Origin of the sequence: Nocardioides luti (assembly GCF_014212315.1) — a bacterium.
Classification (GTDB): Bacteria; Actinomycetota; Actinomycetes; order Propionibacteriales; family Nocardioidaceae; genus Nocardioides; species Nocardioides luti.
Genome location: NZ_JACKXE010000001.1, coordinates 2,492,897 through 2,513,349, shown reverse-complemented (window position 1 = coordinate 2,513,349; position 20,453 = coordinate 2,492,897). Strand labels below are relative to the sequence as shown.

The 20,453-nt window shown below is 73.9% G+C and carries 18 protein-coding genes; 3 read left to right on the top strand and 15 right to left on the bottom strand.

The features are described 5' to 3' along the window. Positions 1–29: 29 nt before the first annotated feature. The 5 genes from H5V45_RS11940 to H5V45_RS11920 form a co-directional block, all read right to left on the bottom strand. Positions 30–638 (bottom strand): hypothetical protein, encoded by a 609-nt coding sequence (locus H5V45_RS11940; RefSeq protein ID WP_185253122.1) that lies wholly within the window; start codon positions 636–638, stop codon positions 30–32. Next, positions 635–1,747, bottom strand: coding sequence for an aromatic acid exporter family protein (locus H5V45_RS11935; RefSeq protein WP_185253121.1), 1,113 nt, complete (start codon positions 1,745–1,747; stop codon positions 635–637). The genes H5V45_RS11940 and H5V45_RS11935 overlap by 4 nt, the downstream gene beginning before the upstream one ends. A gap of 11 nt (positions 1,748–1,758) precedes the next feature. Next, the gene (locus tag H5V45_RS11930) at positions 1,759–2,976 is read right to left on the bottom strand and encodes an acyl-CoA dehydrogenase family protein (RefSeq protein WP_185253120.1); all 1,218 of its coding nucleotides are present in this window, start codon (positions 2,974–2,976) and stop codon (positions 1,759–1,761) included. 117 nt (positions 2,977–3,093) lie between these two features. Further along, positions 3,094–4,734 carry a monocarboxylate uptake permease MctP gene (gene mctP / locus H5V45_RS11925; protein ID WP_185253119.1) on the bottom strand — a complete coding sequence of 547 codons (1,641 nt, stop codon included), beginning with the start codon at positions 4,732–4,734 and terminating at the stop codon, positions 3,094–3,096. Beyond that, positions 4,731–5,039, bottom strand: coding sequence for a DUF3311 domain-containing protein (locus H5V45_RS11920; RefSeq protein ID WP_185253118.1), 309 nt, complete (start codon positions 5,037–5,039; stop codon positions 4,731–4,733). Before H5V45_RS11920 ends, mctP begins: the two co-directional genes overlap by 4 nt. Before the next feature lie 109 nt (positions 5,040–5,148). Between H5V45_RS11920 and H5V45_RS11915 the strand changes: the two genes are divergently transcribed. Beyond that, positions 5,149–5,934, top strand: coding sequence for a hypothetical protein (locus H5V45_RS11915; protein WP_185253117.1), 786 nt, complete (start codon positions 5,149–5,151; stop codon positions 5,932–5,934). Positions 5,935–6,019: 85 nt separating this feature from the next. Here the strand turns inward: H5V45_RS11915 and H5V45_RS11910 are convergent, their stop codons facing one another. The 6 genes from H5V45_RS11910 to H5V45_RS11885 all read right to left on the bottom strand — a co-directional run bounded on the left by H5V45_RS11910 (position 6,020) and on the right by H5V45_RS11885 (position 12,189). Continuing rightward, positions 6,020–7,039 carry a hypothetical protein gene (locus tag H5V45_RS11910; RefSeq protein ID WP_185253116.1) on the bottom strand — a complete coding sequence of 340 codons (1,020 nt, stop codon included), beginning with the start codon at positions 7,037–7,039 and terminating at the stop codon, positions 6,020–6,022. A 158-nt stretch (positions 7,040–7,197) separates the two neighbouring features. Beyond that, the gene (locus H5V45_RS11905; RefSeq protein WP_185253115.1) at positions 7,198–7,602 is read right to left on the bottom strand and encodes a DUF1707 SHOCT-like domain-containing protein; all 405 of its coding nucleotides are present in this window, start codon (positions 7,600–7,602) and stop codon (positions 7,198–7,200) included. Continuing rightward, on the bottom strand, positions 7,599–8,393 hold the full coding sequence (locus H5V45_RS11900; RefSeq protein WP_185253114.1) for a PadR family transcriptional regulator: 795 nt from the start codon (positions 8,391–8,393) through the stop codon (positions 7,599–7,601). The genes H5V45_RS11905 and H5V45_RS11900 overlap by 4 nt, the downstream gene beginning before the upstream one ends. 274 nt (positions 8,394–8,667) lie before the next feature. Further along, complete coding sequence (locus tag H5V45_RS11895; protein ID WP_185253113.1) at positions 8,668–10,608, bottom strand: M3 family metallopeptidase; 1,941 nt, start codon at positions 10,606–10,608, stop codon at positions 8,668–8,670. Further along, on the bottom strand, positions 10,605–11,819 hold the full coding sequence (locus tag H5V45_RS11890) for an RNA polymerase sigma factor (protein WP_185253112.1): 1,215 nt from the start codon (positions 11,817–11,819) through the stop codon (positions 10,605–10,607). The genes H5V45_RS11895 and H5V45_RS11890 overlap by 4 nt, the downstream gene beginning before the upstream one ends. Positions 11,820–11,829: 10 nt before the next feature. Further along, the gene (locus H5V45_RS11885) at positions 11,830–12,189 is read right to left on the bottom strand and encodes a YciI family protein (RefSeq protein ID WP_185253111.1); all 360 of its coding nucleotides are present in this window, start codon (positions 12,187–12,189) and stop codon (positions 11,830–11,832) included. A gap of 113 nt (positions 12,190–12,302) precedes the next feature. Here H5V45_RS11885 and H5V45_RS11880 point away from each other — a divergent pair, with 113 nt between their 5' ends. Beyond that, positions 12,303–12,944, top strand: coding sequence for a maleylpyruvate isomerase N-terminal domain-containing protein (locus H5V45_RS11880; protein ID WP_185253110.1), 642 nt, complete (start codon positions 12,303–12,305; stop codon positions 12,942–12,944). Positions 12,945–13,025: 81 nt separating this feature from the next. Next, positions 13,026–14,117 carry a glycoside hydrolase family 6 protein gene (locus H5V45_RS11875; RefSeq protein ID WP_185253109.1) on the top strand — a complete coding sequence of 364 codons (1,092 nt, stop codon included), beginning with the start codon at positions 13,026–13,028 and terminating at the stop codon, positions 14,115–14,117. Between the two features lie 6 nt (positions 14,118–14,123). Here the strand turns inward: H5V45_RS11875 and H5V45_RS11870 are convergent, their stop codons facing one another. From H5V45_RS11870 to H5V45_RS11855, 4 genes are all read right to left on the bottom strand, one after another. Further along, a complete protein-coding gene (locus tag H5V45_RS11870) occupies positions 14,124–14,633 on the bottom strand; it encodes a DUF427 domain-containing protein (RefSeq protein ID WP_185253108.1) in 510 nt (169 codons plus the stop codon). Continuing rightward, on the bottom strand, positions 14,630–15,061 hold the full coding sequence (locus H5V45_RS11865) for an SRPBCC family protein (RefSeq protein WP_185253107.1): 432 nt from the start codon (positions 15,059–15,061) through the stop codon (positions 14,630–14,632). The genes H5V45_RS11870 and H5V45_RS11865 overlap by 4 nt, the downstream gene beginning before the upstream one ends. A 65-nt stretch (positions 15,062–15,126) precedes the next feature. Next, positions 15,127–18,165 (bottom strand): FtsX-like permease family protein, encoded by a 3,039-nt coding sequence (locus H5V45_RS11860; RefSeq protein WP_185253106.1) that lies wholly within the window; start codon positions 18,163–18,165, stop codon positions 15,127–15,129. Further along, entirely contained in the window at positions 18,162–20,447 is a 2,286-nt protein-coding gene (locus H5V45_RS11855; RefSeq protein ID WP_185253105.1) for an FtsX-like permease family protein, read from the bottom strand. Before H5V45_RS11855 ends, H5V45_RS11860 begins: the two co-directional genes overlap by 4 nt. Positions 20,448–20,453 lie beyond the last annotated feature (6 nt).

Here is a 20,453-nt window from a genome sequence, read left to right as displayed (position 1 = left end):
GCACACGCCGCGGGTCGGGGCGCGGCGGCTCAGCCCACGTCGACGGTGGTGACGACGGCGGTCACGGAGGGGCGGCGCGGCGTCGAGGAGAAGCCGAAGCGGCACGATGGGTCGACCGGGGCGAGGGTGCCGAGGTCGGCGCCGTCGAAGCTCCCGGACACGGAGCGGACCGAGCGGGTGCCGGTGGCGCCGTACCACTCCCGACGGCCGTTGCCGGCGGTCCCGCGGGTCCGCACCCCGCGGAGCACGACCCGGGCGACCGGGTCGGTCAGCGTGCACCAGGCCGGGCTCGTCGCCACCGCGCGGGGCACCAGCCGGAGCAGCCGGCCGAGCGGCGTCCGCCCTCCCACGGCGAGGTCGAGCACCAGCGACGGCGAGCGCACCTGCCAAGCGGTCGGCGAGGACACGACCGCGAACGGCTCGATCCGGACCTCGTCGAAGGAGTAGGTCGCCTCGATGAAGTCGGCGACCTCGCGGCGCGGGGCGAGCAGCACCCGGTGACCGTCGGGGGTCTCCACCATCGCGTCGGAGAACCGGCCGAGCGGGGTGTCGTGCCAGTGCCCGACGACCACGCGGACGCCGCTGGTGCTGCCGACGCCGGCGATCGCGCCGTGGAAGCGCGAGCGCGTCCGGGTCACGACGCCGCAGCCCCGCGGCCGCGGAACGGCAGCGGCGGCTGGTGCAGCGGGTTGGCGCCGGCCACCTCGTCCATCGCGTCGAGGATGTTGCGCAGGTTGACGACGAGCGCGCCGTACACCGGCCAGAGGTAGGGGTCCGGGTCGCTGCGCGCGCCGATCTCGATCACCTGGTCGAGGTCGTCACGGCACCGGCGCAGGCCGTCGCGGTCGGCGTCCTCGATCGCGTGCCCGCCCGCGCACAGCACCTGGGCGTAGGCGTCGCGGAACTCGTCGTGCCAGGGCTGGCCCTGCTGCGTGGCGAGCCGGACGGTGTGGCAGATGCTCAGCGACTCGGCGATCGCCTGCTCGAGGTCGTGCAGCAGGGTCGTCCACTGGCGGGGGTCGCGGAACTCCTTGGCCTGGCGGCGCGGGTTCAGCCGCGCGCTCTCGCGGGCCTGGCGCACCAGCGCCCAGGTCTGGTCGAGCTCGGCGTCGAGGTCGCGGATCTCGTCGACCCAGTCGTCGATGGCCTCGTCGTCGAGGTCGCGCACCAGGCCCTCGCCCATCGCGGTGAGGTGGCGGCCGATGCGGTCGTCCAGCGCGTCGAGCGCGCGGATCGCCGTACGCCGGCGCAGGGGCGGCCACACGACGAGGTTCACCAGCAGGCCCACGACCACGCCGACGGCGGTGTCGACGAGCCGCGAGACCAGCACGTTGTCGTTGGTCGAGAAGCCGGTCGTCAGCACCACCAGCGCGGTGGCGGCCGCCGTGGTGCCCTGGCCCTCGAACCACGGCAGCGCCCCGATCGCCAGCCCCGCCAGCAGCGCGACGCCGACCGCGAGCGGGGACAGGCCGAGCAGGTTGCCGACCACCCAGGCGACCAGCACGCCGACGACGGTCGCACCGACCTGCCGGGCGCCCTGGGAGAAGGTGCGGTAGACGGTCGCGTGCACGACCAGGATCGCCGCCCACGGCGCCAGGAACGACTGCTGCAGGTCCAGGACGTGGGTGGCGAGCACCCACGAGATGACCCCGGCGACCACGGTCTTGACGATCTGGATGACCTCGGTCCAGAAGACCGGGTCGCGCGCGTTCTCGTGCACCCAGCGACGGACGTCGTCGCGGGACACGCTCGGGGTGTTCAGCGGATCGGCGCCCCGGAGATCGAGCGTGCGATCACCAGGCGCTGGATCTCGGAGGTGCCCTCGAAGATCGTGTAGATCTTGGCGTCGCGCGACATGCGCTCGACGGGGTACTCGCGCGTGAAGCCGTTGCCGCCCAGGATCTGCATCGCCTGCGTGGTCACCTTCACGGCGGTCTCGCCCGCGAACAGCTTCGACATCGAGCCCTCGGCCTGCTCGAAGCGCTTGCCCTGGCTGGCCATCCAGGCCGCGCGCCACACGAGCAGGCGGGACGCCTCGATCGACATCGCCATGTCGGCCAGCATGAACGCGATCGCCTGGTTCTCGATGATCGGCTTGCCGAACTGCTCCCGCGTCTTCGCGTAGTCGAGCGCCACCTCGTACGCCGCGCGCGCGATGCCGATCGCCTGCGCGCCGACGGCCGGGCGGGTCCGCTCGAAGGTCGCCATGCTGGCGTTGCTGCCGCCGGAGCTCGCGCCCTCGCGGGCCCGGGCCAGCCGGGCGTCGAGCTTCTCCTTGCCGCCGAGCAGGCAGCTGCCGGGCACCCGGACGTGGTCGAGCACGACCTCGGCGGTGTGGCTCGCGCGGATGCCGTGCTTGTGGAACTTCTGCCCCTGGCTGAGCCCCTTCGTCCCCGGCGGCACGATGAAGCTGGCCTGCCCGCGGGTCCGCAGGTCGGGGTCGACGACCGCGGTCACGACGTGGATGTCGGCCAGCCCGCCGTTCGTGGCCCAGGTCTTGGTGCCGTTGAGGACCCACTCGTCGGTGGCCTCGTCGTACGTCGCCCGGGTGCGCATCGCGCCGACGTCGCTGCCCGCGTCGGGCTCGGAGGAGCAGAACGCCGCCAGCTTGAGGTCGCCCGGGGAGCCGAACATCTGCGGCACCCACTCGCCGACCTGCTCGGGCGTGCCGTTGGAGCTCACGCCCGCGGCGGCCAGCGCCGTCCCGACGATGGAGAGGCCGATGCCGGCGTCACCCCAGAAGAGCTCCTCCATGGTGATCGGGATGCCGAGCCCGGTCTCGTCGAAGCTCTGGGTGGCGAAGAAGTCGATCGAGTAGAGCCCGATCTTGGCGGCCTCCTCGAGCACCGGCCACGGGAACTCCTCCTTCTCGTCCCACTCGGCCGCCGCCGGCCGGACGACGTCGGCGGCGAACTGGTGCACCCAGTCGCGGAGGTCGAGGTGGTCCTGGCCGAGCTCGAAGGAAGGTGTGGTCACGAGGGCGACCGTACCCGCGCGCCCGCGCTTGTAACGCCCGGTTATAGGCACTGGGGACCCGTTCGAACGGGTCCCCAGATGCGATAACCGGACGTTACAAGCGCCGTACCGCCGGCCTCAGCCGTGCACCGGGGCGTGCGGGTCGAGCTCCTCGGCGACGCCCTCCTCGCCCGCGTCGACGACGTAGTCGTCGGCGTGGGTCTGGTCGACGCCCGGGTCGAGCTTGATCGCACGGAAGACCAGCGTGAGCACGACGGTGACGAGCAGGTTGGCCAGCACCGCGACGAGCGCGATGTAGACCTTGGTCGTCTCGGCGCCGGGGAACACCACGAGCGGGCCGCCGAAGTGGCTGTCCGGCTGGCCCGGGAGAGGCACGCCGTACGCCAGCCAGGTGCCGTACGCCATCCCGACCGCCCAGCCGACCAGCAGCGCGGTGCGGTGGAACCAGCGCGTGTAGAGGCCGACCACGATCGCCGGCAGCGTCTGCAGGATCCAGACCCCGCCGAGCAGCTGCAGGTTGATCGCGAACTGGTTGGAGAACGCGAGGACGAAGACCAGCGCCCCGAGCTTGACCACGAGCGAGACCAGCTTGCTCTGGGTGGCCTCCTGCTTCGGCGTCGCGTCGGGCTTGATGAACGCCTTGTAGATGTTGCGCGTCCACAGGTTCGCCGCCGCGATCGACATGATCGCCGCCGGGACCAGCGCCCCGATCACGATCGCCGCGAAGGCGACGCCCGCGAACCACGGCGTGAACTCCTGCTCGAAGAGCTGCGGCACCGACTGCTGGGCGTTCTCGACCTTGATCCCGGCCGCGATCGCGACGAAGCCGAGCAGGGCGAGGAGCCCGAGCAGGAAGGAGTACGCCGGCAGCAGGGCCGCGTTGCGGCGGATCACCGTGCGGCTGCGGGTGGAGAGGACGCCGGTGATCGAGTGGGGGTACATGAACAGCGCCAGCGCCGAGCCGAGCGCCAGCGAGGCGTAGGCCCACTGTGCCGCCGGGGGTGGCACGACGCCCTTCGCGGGGGCCGCACCGGCGGCGATCGCGTCGGCGTTCTCCTTGTTGCTCGCGTTGAAGCTGTCCTGGGCCACCTGGAAGATGTGGCCCCAGCCGCCGACCTGGCCGGGGAGGTAGATCACCGCGACGATGATGACGAGGTAGATCAGCGTGTCCTTGACGAACGCGATCAGCGCGGGCGCGCGCAGGCCCGAGGAGTAGGTGTAGGCCGCGAGCACGATGAACGCCAGGAACAGCGGGATGTCCTTGACGAACCAGTTGTCGCTGCCGGTGCCGATGCCCATCACCTCGAGCACCACCTGCATGCCGACCAGCTGCAGCGCGATGTAGGGCATCGTCGCCAGGATCCCGGTCACCGCGACGGCCAGGGCCAGGCCCTTGGAGTCGTAGCGGCCCCCGACGAAGTCGGCCGGGGTGACGTAGCTGTGGCGGTGCGAGACCGACCAGAGCCGCGGCAGGAACAGGAAGATCAGCGGGTAGACCACGATCGTGTACGGCACCGCGAAGAAGCCGACCACGCTGCCGGCGTACAGCGTCGCGGGGACCGCGATGAAGGTGTACGCCGTGTAGATGTCGCCGCCGATGAGGAACCAGGCGATGAACGTGCCGAAGCCGCGACCGCCCAGGCCCCACTCGTCGAGGGTTTCCAGGTTGTCCGCGCGCCGCCAGCGCGCGGCCGCGAAGCCGAGCACCGTGACGAGCAGGAAGAGGAAGGTGAAGACGCCGACCGCCACGCCGTTCATCGGCCCGACCCCCCGGCGCCGCGTCCCGCGTCACGCCCGGCGTCGCGCCGCGCCCTGCGGGTGGCACGGTCCTGCGCGTCGGCGCGCGAGGCCACGGCGTACGCCGTGATCGTCAGCGCCGCCGCTCCCAGGATCAGCGCGAACTGGAACCAGAAGAAGAACGGGAAGCCGAACAGCTCCGGGTCCGTGCGGTCGTAGATCGGCACCAGCAGCGGCACCACGAGGGCCGGCGCGAGCAGCAGGTAGACGAGGGCCCAGTGCCCTCGGGTGGAACCGCCGGGCTGGCGGTCGGGAGCGTCGGCCATGTGCACCTCCGAGTGTGGCGAGCAGACTGTGACCCGCGAGGGGATCGGCAGTGACCCTAGTCACTGGGAGCGGTCGGCTCCTAGCGAGCGCCGGTAAAGGATGGTGCCCATGACCCCCGACCTGTCCCGCTACGACGACTGGACGACCTGGCTCGCGCACCAGGGCGAGTCCGACCCCGACGTGCGCGTCGTGTGGGTCGGCGGCTCCGCCGCGACGGGCGGGTACGACGACTGGTCCGACCTCGACGTCGACCTGCTGTGCACCCCGGGCGAGGCCGACGCCGTGCACGACCGGCTGGTCGCGCGGGCGCGGACCGACTTCGCCGTCGACCACGTGTGGGAGCTGCCCCGGGCCACCTGGCCGGACGGGCGCCAGTGCTTCGTCAACCTCCAGGCGCGGCCGGGTGCGCTCGAGGAGCCGACCCGCATCGTCGACCTGCACGTCTCGGAACTGTCCGACGCGCACCGCTTCGTCGACGTACGCCGTCACGGCACCCCGATCGTGCTGCACGACCCCGACGGCCTGGTCGTGCTGCGCGAGGACGACGCCGCGGCCACGGCTGCCGCCATCGCCGAGACCCTCGACCAGGCCCGCCAGCGCCGGGCGACCGCCGAGTGGCTGGTCAACCGGGCGATCCGGCGCGGCCACGCGGCCGAGGCGCTGCACCTCTACCTCGGCTTCGGCCTGGTCCCGCTGGTCCGGCTGGTGCGGATCGAGCACTGCCCGTGGCGCCACGACTTCGGCCTGCGCTACTGGCACGAGGACCTGCCCGCGGACGTCGCCGCGCGGCTGACCGCGCTGCTGCCGGGTGCCGGCGACCCGGCCACGCTGTCGGCCGACTGCTTCGCCTGGATGGACGCGCTGCTCGCCCGGCTTCCCCAGGGCGCCCCCTAGCCGCTCCGGGGAAGCCGGGCGATGCGTCCCCCGGCCTGGAACGACCCCGGGGCATGCTCTCGGGTCACACCCCGGGGTCGGTCGATCAGGGCGCCTGCTGCTTGCTGGTCCGCGTCCCGATGCAGAGGAGGGCGATGTAGGTCTTGCCGTCCCCGCCGGCCTCGCGCCAGTAGCGGAACGCCCGGGTCTTGGGCCGCGGGTCCATCCCCAGCCAGTAGGTGTACTGGTGGTCGTTGATCCACCACGAGGCGACCATGCCCTTGTCGTAGAACTTGTTCGTGCAGGAGTACTGCCGCTCGGTCTGGTGCTTGACCGGGACGAAGTCCATGTCGCCGGCGTAGCCCGGGAACCACTGGGCGTAGAGCTTGTGGACGTGGCCGCCGGCGCCGGCCGCGCCGGTCCGGATGGTCAGGCAGCGGAGGTAGGGCTGGATGTCCGGCGTGGACGAGTTCACGAATCCCCACTTCCAGCCCCGGAAGTCGGTCGTCATGTAGCTGCCGTAGGGCCGCGCCGAACCGTTGGCGATCTTGAAGCCCGGGGCGACGGCGTACTGCCCGACCGCGCACTGCGCGGTGTACTCCTTCTCCCAGTCGCCGTCCGCCTGGTTGTTGGAGGCGGGGAGGGTCTTGTTGGTCACGGTGATGGCGTGGCTGTGGCCGTGCTGGCCCTCCGTCGTGCCCTGCAGGCAGGTGAGGAAGATCTTGAGCTGCGCGTCGCCGTCGGCCCGGTTGGTGATCTCGAAGTGCCACTTGGTCATGTCGGCGGTGTCGCCGTACGACGCGGTCACCTCGACGTCGCGCTCGTCACCGAACGTGTCGGTGTCGGGGTTCGCCTGGTCGACGGAGTCGACGCGCCACATGCCGTCGAGGGCGTAGTCACCCGCGCCGCAGGACAGGTGGGTGTGGGTCGAGTTGTCGGGGTACTCCCCGTCGAGGTCGACCTGCGCCTCCACCTTGTACATCTTCACGTGGTGGGTCTTGGTGTTCGACGCCTCGGCCGGGGCCGACGAGACGGCCACGGCGGCCAGCGGGGCGACCAGGGCGAGGAGCCCGGTCGCGACGGCGAGGCTGCGCCGGTGGCGAGGCTTGCTGGGGTGGGGGGTCATGGCCGCTCTCCTAGGTCCTACGGATCACTCCCGTTGCCCGAGTCGGCTGCGCACGCACCCCATTGCGGCATCCGCAGGTTAGTCCCGCCGGACCCTCCCGGCCTCGGTGATCTGGTCCACGTCGCTAGACCACGTGACCAAACCGGAGAGTCGCCGCCTCACCAGCGGCGTACGGCGGAGCGCCGGCGGTGGCGGCCGACCAGGAAGAACCAGCCCAGCAGGCCGAGCAGCACCAGCGGCAGGTGCGTGACCACGGTCAGCACCACCAGGACCGCGAGCACCGCCAGCAGCGGCACGGGCAGGCCGTGCCAGCCGCGGGGGTGGCCGTGGGTGCGCTGCGGCCGGCCCGCCGGTGCGGACGGTTGGCCGGCGCCCATCGGTGCGGGACCGGGCAGGTCGCGGAACACCGGGGCGAGCTCGCCCCGGGTCCGCGCCGCCCAGACCTGGTCGAGGCGCTCGCCGTGCTCGTCGGTGGTCAGCCGGCCCTGGGCGTAGTGCTCCCCCAGGGCGGCCGCCGCCTGCTCGCGCTCCGCGTCGCTCATCCGCAGGTGCTGCTCGTTCATGCCGGGTCGTCCCCCTCGGCGGCCCAGCTGCCCGCGGCGCCGGGGCCGCTCGTGCCGGTCTCGTCGACCTCGTCGGCCTCGTCGGCCTCGTCGAGCTCGCCGTCGGCGAGGATGCCGTAGAGCTTGCGGCGGGTCTCGACGAGCACCTCGACCGCGGCGCGGCGCTGCTGCTCGCTGCCGGTGCTGACGATCTGCCACACCGCCCCCATCACCTGGCCGATCTCGGGCTTGAGGCCGGCGAAGTCCGAGGACTGCTCGCGGCGGGAGCGGAACGGCTTCCACACCGCGTCGAGCTCGTCGGCGTGCTCGGCGACGTACGCCTCACCCTCCGGCGTCAGGCGCAGCGCCCGGCGGCTCGGGCCCTCGTCGGTCTCGACGAGGCCCTCGTCCTGGAGCTGCTGGATGGTCGGGTAGACCGAGCCGGGGCTCGGGCGCCACTGGTCGTTGCTGCGGGCGGCGATCTCCTGGATCACCTGGTAGCCGTTGAGATGCTCACCCTCGCCCGAGCCGCCGGTGCGGACCACGTCGAGGATGGCCATGCGGACGTCGCCGCGGCGGACCCGCGGCCCGCGCTGGCCCTCGCCCTGGGCGAGGCCGAAGAGGCCGGCCACCCACGGCGGCGGACCGCCGTGGCCGCCCGGTCGGCCGAAGCCGCCCGGACCACCGGGGCCGCCGAAGCCGCCCCACGAGGGCCGCCCGCCGCCGCCTCCGCGGCCGCGGTGCTGGTGCCACTCGTCCTCGGGCCGGACCCACTGCCGGTCGAACTGTCGATTGAATTCCTTGCGTCCCATGATCAGGACTCCTTGTCTGTGCGTGTCGCTGTGTCTGGTGGGTATCGCGGTGGCGGTCTGTCCGACGTCGGGCCGGCGGGTTGACGCCGCTGACTGTCTGTGACTGTCGCCGAGTGTTTCGCGATATATCGTGAGCGTACGCCGACTGTGGGCGCGACGCAAGGCAGTTTCACCGGGTACCCGGTGAAACTGGCGCTTGTCGGCGGAAGCTTCCTGACAGAACGTCAGGATTCACCGGGTACCCGGTGAAACTTCCCCACCCCCACCGGCACCCTCAGCCGGCGGACCCGGCCAGCCAGGCGGCGTACGCGTCGAAGGTGTAGGGCCGGCCGAGGAAGTCCGCGACGAGGTCGGCGGCGTCGCGGGAGCCGCCGGGGGCGAGCACCCGGTCGCGGTAGCGGCCCGCGACGACGGGGTCGAAGAGGTCGTCGGCGTCGAAGGCGCTGAAGAGGTCCTTGGCGATCACCAGCGACCACATGTAGGTGTAGTACGCCGAGGAGTAGCCGCCGAGGTGGCCGAAGCTGGCGAAGAAGTGGGTGCCCTCGATGTAGGGGTAGGGCGCGTACGCCGCCTGCAGCTCCCGCAGCCGCGCGGTGAGGTCGTCGGGCCGCTCGGCGTGGAACCAGTACGACACCGACGCGTAGAACATCTGCATCCGCGCCTGCAGGCCCCGGCCGAAGTCGTGCGCGGCGCGCATCCGAGCCACCAGCTCGGCCGGGATCGCCTCGCCGGCGTCGTTCGTCGCGAACGACGCCAGGATCTCGGCGTCCCAGGCCCACTCCTCGAGCATCTGGCTCGGCGCCTCCACGAAGTCCCACTCGGTCGCGACGCCGGAGAAGCGCGCCCAGTCGGTGCGCCCGCCGAGCACGTGGTGCACGAGGTGGCCGAACTCGTGGAAGAGGGTGACGACCTCCTGGTGCTCCATCAGCCCGCGGGGGAAGTTGCAGACCAGCACGCCCTCGGGCAGCGAGCGCCCGGCGATGCCGTCGACGAGGGTGAACTGCGCGGCGTGCTTGTACTTCCCCTCGCGCGGGTGCAGGTCGAGGTGGATCCGCCCGACCGGGGCGGCCCCCGCCGCCGCGGACGTGTCGTGCACGTCGTAGACCGCGACGTCGTCGTGCCAGGTCGTCGCGTCCGGGACCGGCTCGTAGCGCAGCCCGAAGAGCCGACCGGTCACGTCGAGCAGCCCCTGCCGAACCCGCGCGAACTCGAAGTAGGTCCGCACCTGCTGGGCGTCCACGTCGAGCTGCTCCTTGCGGACCAGCTCGGTGTAGTACGTGGCGTCGGCGCTGTCGATCGCGGTCGCGTCGGGCACGTCCTGGCGGAAGCGCTCGAGCAGCACCGCGAGGTCGCGCGCGGCCGGCTCGGCCGCGGCGGCGGCGATCCGGTCGATGAAGGCCGGGATCGCCGGCCCCTCGCCGATCATCTTCACGTCCGCGTCGTACGACGGCCAGTCGGCGTAGCCGACCAGCCCGGCCAGCTCGTGGCGGAGCGCGAAGAGCTCGCGCAGCAGCGCGTCGTTCTGCGGCCAGCCGCGCTCGTTGGCCGCGACCGTGACCTCGCGGCGCACGCCGGCGTCGTGGGCGAACATCCGCACCGGCACCTGGTCCGGGTAGTCCGTGGTGACCGCGACCAGGCCGTCGTCCCCGGCCGGGTGCGCCTCGAGCCAGTCCTCGGGCAGGCCGGCGAGCCGGCAGGGCTCGACCCGCACGGTACGCACGTCGTCACGGATCGCACGGCTGAAGTCCTGGTCGAGCGTGGTGAGCCGCTCGTTGATCGCGGTCAGCCGCTCGCGGGTCGCGTCGTCGAGGTCCACGCCCGCGCGGCGGAAGTCCTTGAGGGCCTTGGCGTGCACCCGCGCCGCCTGCTCGTCGAGGCCGGACGGGTCGACGGCCGCGAGCACGTCGTGCAGCGCGCGGTCCTGCCGCAGCGCGGTCCCGAGCCGGTCGGCGTCCTGGCCGGCCTGCTCGCAGTGGGTCCGCACCTCCTCGTCGGGGTGGACGTTCGCCACGAGCGAGGCCATCCCGCCCACCTGCGCGACCAGGTGCCCCAGGTCGTCCCACTGCCGCAGCACGGCGAGGGCGTCCGCCGGCGGCGCCGTGCGCAGCCCCTCGGCGAGCTCGCGCGCCCCGTCGAGCTGGGCCGCGAAGCGCTCCCGCAGCCAGGGCAGCATCGCGTCGCGGTCGGGCAGGGCGAGGGGGCGCAGGTCGCTCATGGCGCCAGACTGCCACGCCTCCGGGCGAGGTAGGCGCGCTCGGCGTCGTTGCCGGTGGCGGCGATGGCCGCGTCGTACGCCGCCCGCGCCTCAGCGCTGCGCCCGACCCGGCGGAGCAGGTCGGCGCGAGTCGCGTGCCAGGGGTGGTACGCCGTCAGGTCGAGCCGGTCGACCAGGGCGAGGGCGACCTCGGGCCCGTCCAGCTCCGCGACGGCGACGGCCCGGTTGAGGGAGACGACCGGGCTCGGCGCGATGGTCTCGAGCTGGGCGTAGAGCGTCGCGATCTGCCCCCAGTCGGTGTCGGCGGCGGTCGGCGCGTCGGTGTGCACGGCGTTGACGGCGGCGAGCAGCTGGTACTGCCCCGGGCGGCCGGCCGCGAGGCACGCGCGGACCAGGTCGTGCCCCTCGGCGATGAGAGCGCGGTCCCAGCCGCCGCGGTCCTGCTCGTGCAGGGGGACCAGCTCGCCGCCGGCGAAGCGGACCGGGCGGCGCGCCTCGGTGAGCAGCATCAGGGCGAGCAGCCCGGTCACCTCCGGCACGTCGGGGAGCAGCTGGCGGAGCACGCGGCCCAGCCGGATCGCCTCGCCGGTGAGCTCCTCGCGGACCGGGGTGTCGCCGGCGCTGGCGAGGTAGCCCTCGTTGAAGACGAGGTAGACGACGGCCAGCACCCCGCCCAGCCGGGCGGTCAGGTCCGCCGGCGCCGGCACCCGGTAGGGGATGTGGGCGTCGCGGATCTTCTTCTTCGCGCGGGTGATCCGCTGCGCCATCGTCGTCTCGGGCACGAGGAACGCCTGGGCGATCTCGGCGACCGTCAGGCCGCCGAGCAGCTTGAGGGTCAGCGCCACCCGGGCCTCGGGGGCGAGTGCCGGGTGGCAGCAGGTGAAGACCATTCGGAGCCGGTCGTCCTCGACGACGCCGGTCGGCTCGTGCGGGGTGTCGTCGTCGATCATCAGGGCCGCCTGGTGCTTGGCGTCGCGGCGGGACTCGCGGCGCAGCTTGTCGATCGCCCGGCGGGCGGCGGTCGTGGTCAGCCAGCCACCGGGGTTGGGCGGGACGCCGTCGGCCGGCCACCGCTCGAGGGCGGTCAGGAGGGCCTCGCCGGCCGCCTCCTCGGCGACGTCGATGTCACCGAAGCGGCGCACCAGCGAGGCGACCACCCGGCCGTACTCCTCGCGGTAGATCCGCTCGACCGCGTCGTGGGCCGCGCTCATGCGCCGCCGCTCACGCGGGCTCCTCCTGGAAGGGCCGCACCTCGACCTTGCCGGCGCAGGCCTTCGAGCCCTCCGCGGCCCAGGCCAGCGCGGCGTCCAGGTCCGGTGCCTCGATGATCCAGAAGCCGCCGATCCACTCCTTGGACTCGGCGAACGGCCCGTCGGTGACGATCGGCTCGGCACCCGTGTTGTCGACCGTGGTCGCGGACTCGATCGGGTGCAGCCCGCCCGCGAAGACCCAGGCACCCTCCGCCATCAGCCGGTCGTTGAAGCGGCCGACGGCCTCGAAGACCGGCTGCATCTCCTCGAGGGGAGCGCTCAGCATCGGGTCGTCGGCGGTGTGGTGGACGGACAGCAGGTACTGGCTCATGGTGGTTCCTCCTGGCTGGGGGGCCCGTGCGGCCCCGTCGACAACGCCACGAACGGCGGGGCCGGGACACGACAACCCTTTCCGAAATTCCTCGAAGTTCCTAGAGTCCGGGCATGACCGACTGGGCCCAGCTCTACCGCGACCACGTCGACGCCGTCGCGGCCCTCGCCACCGGGCTCGACGAGCCGACGCTCGCGACGCGGGTGGCCGGGACGCCGGAGTGGACCGTCCGCGAGGTGGTCGCCCACCTGGCCGGCGGACCCGCGGACAGCCTCACGGGGCGCACCGAGGGCGCCCCCGGTCCGGAGTGGACCGCGCGGCACGTCGCCGAGCGCGCCGGGCGCGACGTCGGCGAGCTGGTGGCCGAGCTGCGCGCGAACACCGAGGCGACGGCGGCCTCTACCGTGGACAACCCGCGCCCGGCCGTCGTCTGGGACATCGCCGTCCACCACGCCGACCTGCACGAGGCACTCGGTCGCCACCGGCTGCCCGAGCACCTCTGGGCGCCGGTGCTCGCCGCCGTCGCGCCCGGGCTGCTGGCCCGGGCGCCGGCCGAGGTGGTCTGCGGCGGGGAGACCTGGGGCGCCGGCGGCCCGCGCGTCGAGGTGGCGCCGTACGAGCTCTTCCGCGGCGTGTTCTCCCGGCGCTCGCGCGCCCAGATGCAGGCCTGGGGCGGCCCGGTGCTGGAGCCCGACCACCTCGACGGGCTGTGCATCTTCGGCCCGCGCGACGACGACCAGCCGCTGCCCGGCTGAGGCGTGGATCACGTCCCGGGCGCCCGGACCTGACCGATCGACGGATGTCCGGGTGTCCCCGGCGGTCCGTACCCTGTCCCCGTGCTCCTCCGTTGCCGTGTCCGCGCGCGCCCGGGTGTCCTCGCGGCCCTGGCGACGACGCTGCCTGCGCTCGCCATCGTCGCCACCGGCCTGGGCTCGCCCGCCGTGCCGGTGTCCGCGACCCCGCTGGTCCTGACCCCGCTCGCGGTCGAGCGCGCCCATCCGGCCGGCTCGGACGCGCCCGGCACGACCGGCACCACCCCGCGCGCGGGCGACCCGCGGCGGACCCGCGGCCTGTTCGTGGACCCGTTGATGAAGGCGAAGACCGAGGGCGGGCCGGCGTACAAGAAGATCGCGCGCCGGGCGCAGGCCCTGTGGATCACCGACTACTACAAGAAGGCGACCGTCCAGGACGTCGTGCTCAACTACGCCGAGCGCGCCAACGACGCCAACAAGACGCCGCTGCTGTCGATCTACAACATCCCGGACCGCGACTGCGGGCTCTACTCGTCGAACGACGACCAGATCACCGACGCCTACTACAAGAAGTGGATCGCGCAGGTGGCCGCCGGGGTCAAGGGCCAGCACGCCATCGTGGTGCTCGAGCCGGACGCGGTGCCGTTCATCGGCAACCCGCAGTGCACCGGCCAGGGCGACCGGCTCGGGCTGCTGCGACGGGCCGCGCGGATGCTCGAGCGGGCCGGTGCCTGGGTCTACCTCGACGCCGGGCACTCCGGGTGGCAGACGCCCGAGCACATGGCGCCGCTGCTCAAGCAGGCCGGCATCGCCAGCGCCCGCGGCTTCAGCACCAACATCGGCAACTTCCGCCCGACCGCCGACGAGCAGGCCTACGCCACCGCCCTGGTCACCGAGCTGAGGAAGATCGGCGTGAAGGGCACGAAGTACGTCATCGAGACGGGACGCAACGGCGGCGGCACGCCGCCCAACGGGTACGACGTCTGCAACCCGACCTGGGCCCGGCTCGGCAAGCCGCCGCGGCTGCAGTTCGACGGCGCCTTCGACGGGACCCTATGGGTCAAGAACCCCGGTGAGTCCGACGGGCCGTGCAACGGCGGCCCGGACTCCGGGCTGTGGTGCGACTTCCTCGCCGACCGGCTGCTCGGGCGCACGCCCGAGGCCGACCACTGCTGAGCGAGGTCACCAGCCGAGCGTGCCCGGCTCCCCCTTGAAGGGACCGACCACGCGCGAGGTGATCCAGCCGCCGTAGAACCCGCCCGGCTGCGGCACGACGACCTCGCCGTCGACGGTGCAGCGGTCGACGGCACCGGGCATCAGCGCGATCGCGCCGGCGATGTCCTCGTAGGCGTCGCTCGGGCGCAGGTAGGTCCAGGCCGCCTTGGTGGCCACGGTGTCGCCGCTGACCAGGTCGAAGTACGACGCCCGGCCCTTGAACTCGCACCACGACTGGCCGCCGGCCTCGCGCAGGACGCCGGGCTCGAAGGCGTCGCGGGGCAGGTAGTACGTCGGGGGGTGGCTGGTCTCGAGGATCCGCCATCCGGCGGTGGTGCTCGCGATCACGCGGCCGCCGAGCACGACCTCGACGAGCTCGGTGGTCGGCTCGAGCCGGGGCGGGCGGGGGTAGTCCCAGACCGACTCCTGGCCGTCCTCGGCCGGCAGCGGCTCGGGCCAGCGGGCGGACCGGGTCATGCCAGCTTGCCCAGCGCGTCGGCGAGGCCCTCCTCGGCGTCGTCGCCGAGCTTCTTGAGCGCCGGCGCGAGCAGCGGGGCGACGAACCGCGCGACCCCCTTGAAGGTGAAGTCGGCGGTGTAGGTCACCTCGGTCCCGGCCCCCGCGGCCTTGAGCTCCATCGTGTCGTGGGCCGTGACGGTCTTGTTCTCCCCGCGCAGCGCGATCTTCCGCGGCGTGGTCAGCTCCTCGACGGTGTAGGTCAGCTCGGACTCGCGGCCGAGGAACTTCGAGACGTTGCGGTAGGTCGTGCCGACGCCGCCGTCCCCCTGGATCCGGACCGTCGAGACGGTGCCCGGGTCCCACTCGGTGGTCGTGGTGAAGTCGCTGAGGTACGCGAAGACCCGGTCGGGGCTGGCCTGGGTCAGGACGGTGCGTCGGAGCTGCATGTCCTCCACGGTAGTCGGGGGCGGGTGACGGACCACCGCGCCGGCGACCCAGCGCGGCCCGGTGCCTAGCGCGCGGACTCGCGCAGCGTCGCGCCGCGCGCGCCGCGCACCGTCAGCAGGGCGCTGCCGAGCGCGACCGAGCCGAAGAGCAGCGCGGCCAGGGCGGACAGCACCGCGAGCCGGCCGGGGTCGATGGTGGCGATCAGGGCGGGGGTGGTGATGCTCTCGACGTACCCGAGCGTCACGGTGCGCAGCACGACGTACTGCGCGAGCGTCCCGGCCGCGAGCCCGGCGATCGCGGTGCCGCCGAGCACGAACGCGAGCTCGCGGAGCACCGCGGACATCACCGAGCGGCGGGGCACGCCGACGACCCGCAGCGAGGCCGCGTCCCGGCGCCGCGCCGGCAGCTGGACCGCGGTGCTCACGAACAGCCCGGCCAGCGCCATCAGCAGCACCAGCGCCGCGACGACGGCGTAGAGCCGCAGCGCGAGGGCGTAGGCGCTCTGGTCGAGCGTGCGCTGGACGTCGGCCAGCGTGGTCTGCACGGAGACCCCGGCGTCCTGCAGCTGCCGCTGCATCGCGACGGGCGTGTCGCCCCGGGCGAGCACCAGGATCGTGGCGTCCTGCTGCTCGTAGATCTCCCGGTCGGAGGTGAGCATCCCGTAGTCGATCATCAGCCCGATCGGGCCGAGCAGCGGCACGCTCTCCGCCTCCGCCACGGGGTCCACCGGGAAGGTGGTCGCGCTCGTCTCGGACGCCGCGCCGCCGCGGGCCTCGGTCGTGGCGTCCACGCCGCGCAGCACCGGCAGCGCCTCGGGGATCGCGCCCGAGGTCAGCTGCGCGATGACCGGCGTGGTGTCGCTGGCCAGGTCGACGCGCAGTGCGCCGTCCTGGGTGGTCACCCCGGTGATCGCGTCGCCCGCGGAGGCGTCGGGGGCGCGGGCCCAGCCGGCCCCGTCGAACGCCCCGGTCACCGGGGTGCCGTCGGCGGCGAGGTCGGAGAGCGTGAGGGTGCCGTTGGCGACGACCGGCAGGGCGGCCGGGCCGCCGAGGGTGATCGCCTGCAGCGCGCACCCGTCGTCGCACCACGGCGTGCGCGCGGTCATCGTGCTCTCGCCGGGCCCGAACGGGCCGACGTACGCGTAGTGGATGCGGGTGCCCTCGGCGTCGAGCCGCAGCCGGACCACGACCTCGTCGGCCTCGGTGCCGTTGTCCACGGTCAGCTCGACGCGGCGCCCGGTGACGGTCGGGATGGTCGCCTGCACGGTGAGCTCGTCGGTGATCTCCGCGGTGCTGAGCCCGGGGGTCCACTGGTCCTGCCAGGCCGCGACCCGGCTGAGCCGGGGCGTGTCGACGACCGCGAAGGTCGGTCCCTGGGTGACGAGGGTGCCGGCGGCCATGAGGTACTGCCCGTCCGGGTCGATCGCGTGCGTCAGGTCGACGGTCTGGTCGATCGTGAGCGGGGAGCGCCACACGACCTGTGCAGGCGCCGCGGTCGCGGCGACCGAGGCCCGCCACTGCGCGGCCGAGTCGTAGACGCCGGCCCCGAAGACGCAGATCGCGATCGCCGCGGTCACCGGGAGGATCACCAGGGTGCCCTCCTGACGGCGGCTGATCGCGCGGGCGGCGACGAAGCCGGGCAGCGAGCGACCCCCGCGACGGCGGCGGGTCCACGCGGTGGCCAGCCAGCCGGTCACCTTGGTCGCGGCCAGCCCGGCGACGACGGCGAGGAGCACCGGCAGCACCAGGTCGGTCGCGTCCGGGTCGCCGGGCTTCCCGACCGAGAGCTTGCTGGCGAGCACGGCGACGGCGCCGGCCACCAGGACGAGCTGGGCGACGATCGTGGTGCGGCTGCTCTGCTTGGGACGGCGTACGCCGGTGAGCTGCTCGGACAGCGAGACCCGGAGCACCAGGCCGACCGCGAGCACGGCCACGAGGAGCGCGGAGAGCGCCACCCCGAGACCGGTCGCCACGGCCGCCCACGGCAGCGGGACCGGCAGGCCGGGCACCAGCCACCAGCGGACCAGACCGAGCGAGAGGCCGAGGCCGACGACGGCGCCGACCGGGATCGAGGCCAGCAGCAGCGCCGCGGGCTCCGAGAGGCCGAGCGCCCACATCTGGCGGCGGCCCACGCCACGCAGCGAGGCGAGCGCGAGCTCGGGGAGGCGCAGGTCGGCGGCCGCCATCAGCAGCCGCAGCAGCAGCGCGAGCGCGACGAGGACCAGGGAGATCACGGCGGGGGCGATCGAGGCCCGGGCGGTCGCCTGCTGCGCGCGCGTCTCCCGCACGATCGTGGACAGGTCGTTGATCGAGTTGCCCGCCAGGGTCCCGCCACGGACCTGCTCGGCGGGCTTCCCGAGCGACGCGGCCACGGTCTCGGCGCGCTCGATGACGGGCAGGGTCAGGTGCGCCGGCACCGCGAGGCGACGGTCGACGCGAACGTGCCAGAGCCCCTGGGGCAGGGGGTCGAAGGCCTCGGGGACGGTGACCATGGGTGCCGGCATGTACGGCGTGGTGCCGGAGCGGTTGGTGTGCGGCGGGATGCTCGCGAAGCGCGACAGGTCGAACCAGAAGGTCTCCTGACCGGTCGACGGGACGCGGTAGGTGCCGGTGATCGTCTGCTTGCCGAGGGCGCCGAAGTCGACGGTCTGGCCGACCTCGGTGCCCGAGAAGTCCAGGTCGCCCGCGAGCATCAGCGCCTCGCCCGGCTTGCTCGGGCAGGTGCCCTCGACCTCGAGGTGGGCGCACGCGTCGTCCTTGGCGGTCAGCCGCCAGCGCCCGCCGTACACGTCGGTCATCGAGGTCTCGAGGACCGTCTGCGGCGCCGCGAAGGGACCGTCGATCCCGGCGACCGCGCGGCTCGCGGTCCGCACCGCGCCCGCGGCGTCGCCGCCGGGGTCGGGCCGGAAGTCCCAGCTCAACCCGGTGAGCTGGTTGGGCGCCTCGGCCAGCCGGCTGACGAGGTAGGAGTTGGTGACGGCGACCTGGAAGATCGGGCCGAGCACCGCGGAGCCGATGGCGAGCGCGGTGAGCAGCACCGAGCCCATCGAGAGCAGCGCGCGGGAGCGCAGCCCCCGGACGACGGTGGCGAGCATGGTCCTCATGCGGCCCCCTCCTCGCGCAGGATGGCGGGTCGGCTGCGCTCGCCCGGCACGCTGCGGCCGCGGCCGCTGACGGCGGCGACGGCGAGCGCGACCACGACGGCGGCGAGGAGGACCGGGCCGGCCTCCAGCGTGCTGCGGAGGGGTACGGCGTGCAGCGGGACGGCCACGAGGGCGAGGTGCGCGAGCAGCAGGCGGACGGCCAGCACCGCGCCGACCACGGTGGCGACCACGCTGGCCACGACGAGGACCCCGACCTCGACCCGGCCCGAGCGCCGCAGCGTCGGGAGCGGGATGCCGATGACGCGCAGGGCCGCGACCTCGCGGACCCACGCGGTCCGCTGCCGGTTGACCGCCGCGGCCAGCACGAGCAGGGCGACGAGCAGGCAGAAGCCGGCCATCAAGGAGTAGACCCGCGCCTGCGCGGCGCCGGACTCGTCCGCGGTCTGCCGGTCGACCTGGGCGAGCGTGTGCGGGGCGCCGACGGCGACGTCGTCGAGACCGGCGAGGACCTTCGCGGGGGTGTCGCTGCGGGCGAGCACCATCACCTGGGCGGCCGGGACGGTCGGGGGCGCGCCGGCCGCCGAGACCCGGAGGTCGGCCAGCAGGCCGTCGCCCTCGACGAGCGGCAGCGCGGGGAGCCGCTCGAGCACGTCGGCCGGGCGCTCGTCGCCGCCGGTGGAGTCGAGCATCGGCTTCCCGTCCCAGGTGGCGGTGTCGGTGGCCAGGACCGGGACCTGCGCGGTGGAGGCGACGGGGACGGCCTCGAGGGTGCGTCGGGTGGCGACGGCGAGCAGCCCGTTGTCGACCGGCTCGGGTCCGCCCGGGATCGGGGTGCCGCGGAAGTTGCGGGGCGGGAAGGCGGGCTTCCAGCCGGCGTCGAGCACGTCCTGGTCGCCGATCCGCAGGGCGGTCAGCACCCACGGCAGCGTCGTGTCGCCCGTGCTGCGGGCGAGCTTGATGTCGGTGACGACGCAGCCCGCCTCGCAGGAGACGGGGACGCTGACGGTGGTGGCGGCACCGTCCTGCGCGATGGTCGCGCGGAGGCGGACCTCCTGCTCGTCGCCGAGGCCGGCGCGGAAGGTCACCAGGACGCGCGGTCGCATCTGCCCGCTGCGGCGGGCGCTGACGCCCTCGACGTCGGCGCTGAGCTCGCGGCCGCTCGCCAGGGCGGAGCCGCCGTCGGCCAGGTCGCCGACCCGGTCGACCACCCCGCTGGCGTCGGTGCCGCCGAAGAAGTCGCCGACCACGCGGTCGTAGCGGTCGGTGTCCACGAAGGCCCGGCGGGCCGCGACGCTGCCCTCGCCGGCGACGAGCACGGCGGCCATCAGCCAGCGCCCGTCCGGGTCGACCGCCTGGGCCATGCCGAGCACCCCCGCGGCGTCGAGGTCCACGTCGATGCGCAGCGGGGCACCGGCCCGCAGCCGCGCGGTGTCGTCGGTCCAGTCGTCGACCTGGGTCGCCCCCGTGACCGCCAGCGCGGCGACGACCGAGGCCGCGACCAGCACGCGGAGCGAGGCGGCCGCATCGGCCACGCGCGCCAGGCGGCGTACGGCGAGGAAGCCGCCGAGACCGCCGCGGCTGGTGCGGCCGACGGCGAGGCGGGCCAGCAGCCGGACCAGCCAGACCACGACCTGCCCGACCGCGAGGCCGACCAGCGCGGGCCCGGCGAGCACGACGAGGTCGGGCTCGTCGCCGGCGACGCCGGCGCGGTAGGCCGCGACCCCCGCCCCCACGAGGACCAGGATGCTGGCGAAGATCGCCCCGGTGCCGGCCCGGCGCGGGCGGGCCGCGAGGCTGACCTGCTCCGAGAGCGGCTCGCGCAGCGCCGAGGCCATGCCGACCAGCACGGCGACCAGCGCGACGACGACGATCCCGGCGCCGGCCAGCACGGCGCTGGCCCCGGGCAGGGCGGCGTCGGCGTCGACCCAGAGGTGCGCGGCCAGCCACGATCCCGCGGCGCCGGCGACCAGCCCGAGGACGCCACCGACGACGAGGACGAGCAGCGGCTCGGCGGCCAGCAGGAGGTAGAGCGAGGGTCCCTGCAGCCCGCGGAGCCGCGAGATCGCGATCTCCGCGCGGCGGGCGGTCGCGAGCTCGCGGCCGGTGGCGGGGACGGCGACCAGCCCGAGCAGGAGGAGGGGGACGGCGAGCAACGGCGAGGTGCCGGCCTCGTCGGCGAAGCCGATCACCGTCACCGCGCCGGCCACGACCACGACGGTCAGCAGCAGCAGCGGCAGCAGCGTGCCCCGCCGGGACCAGGCGCCCCGGAGCGTGCGGTTCACCCAGCG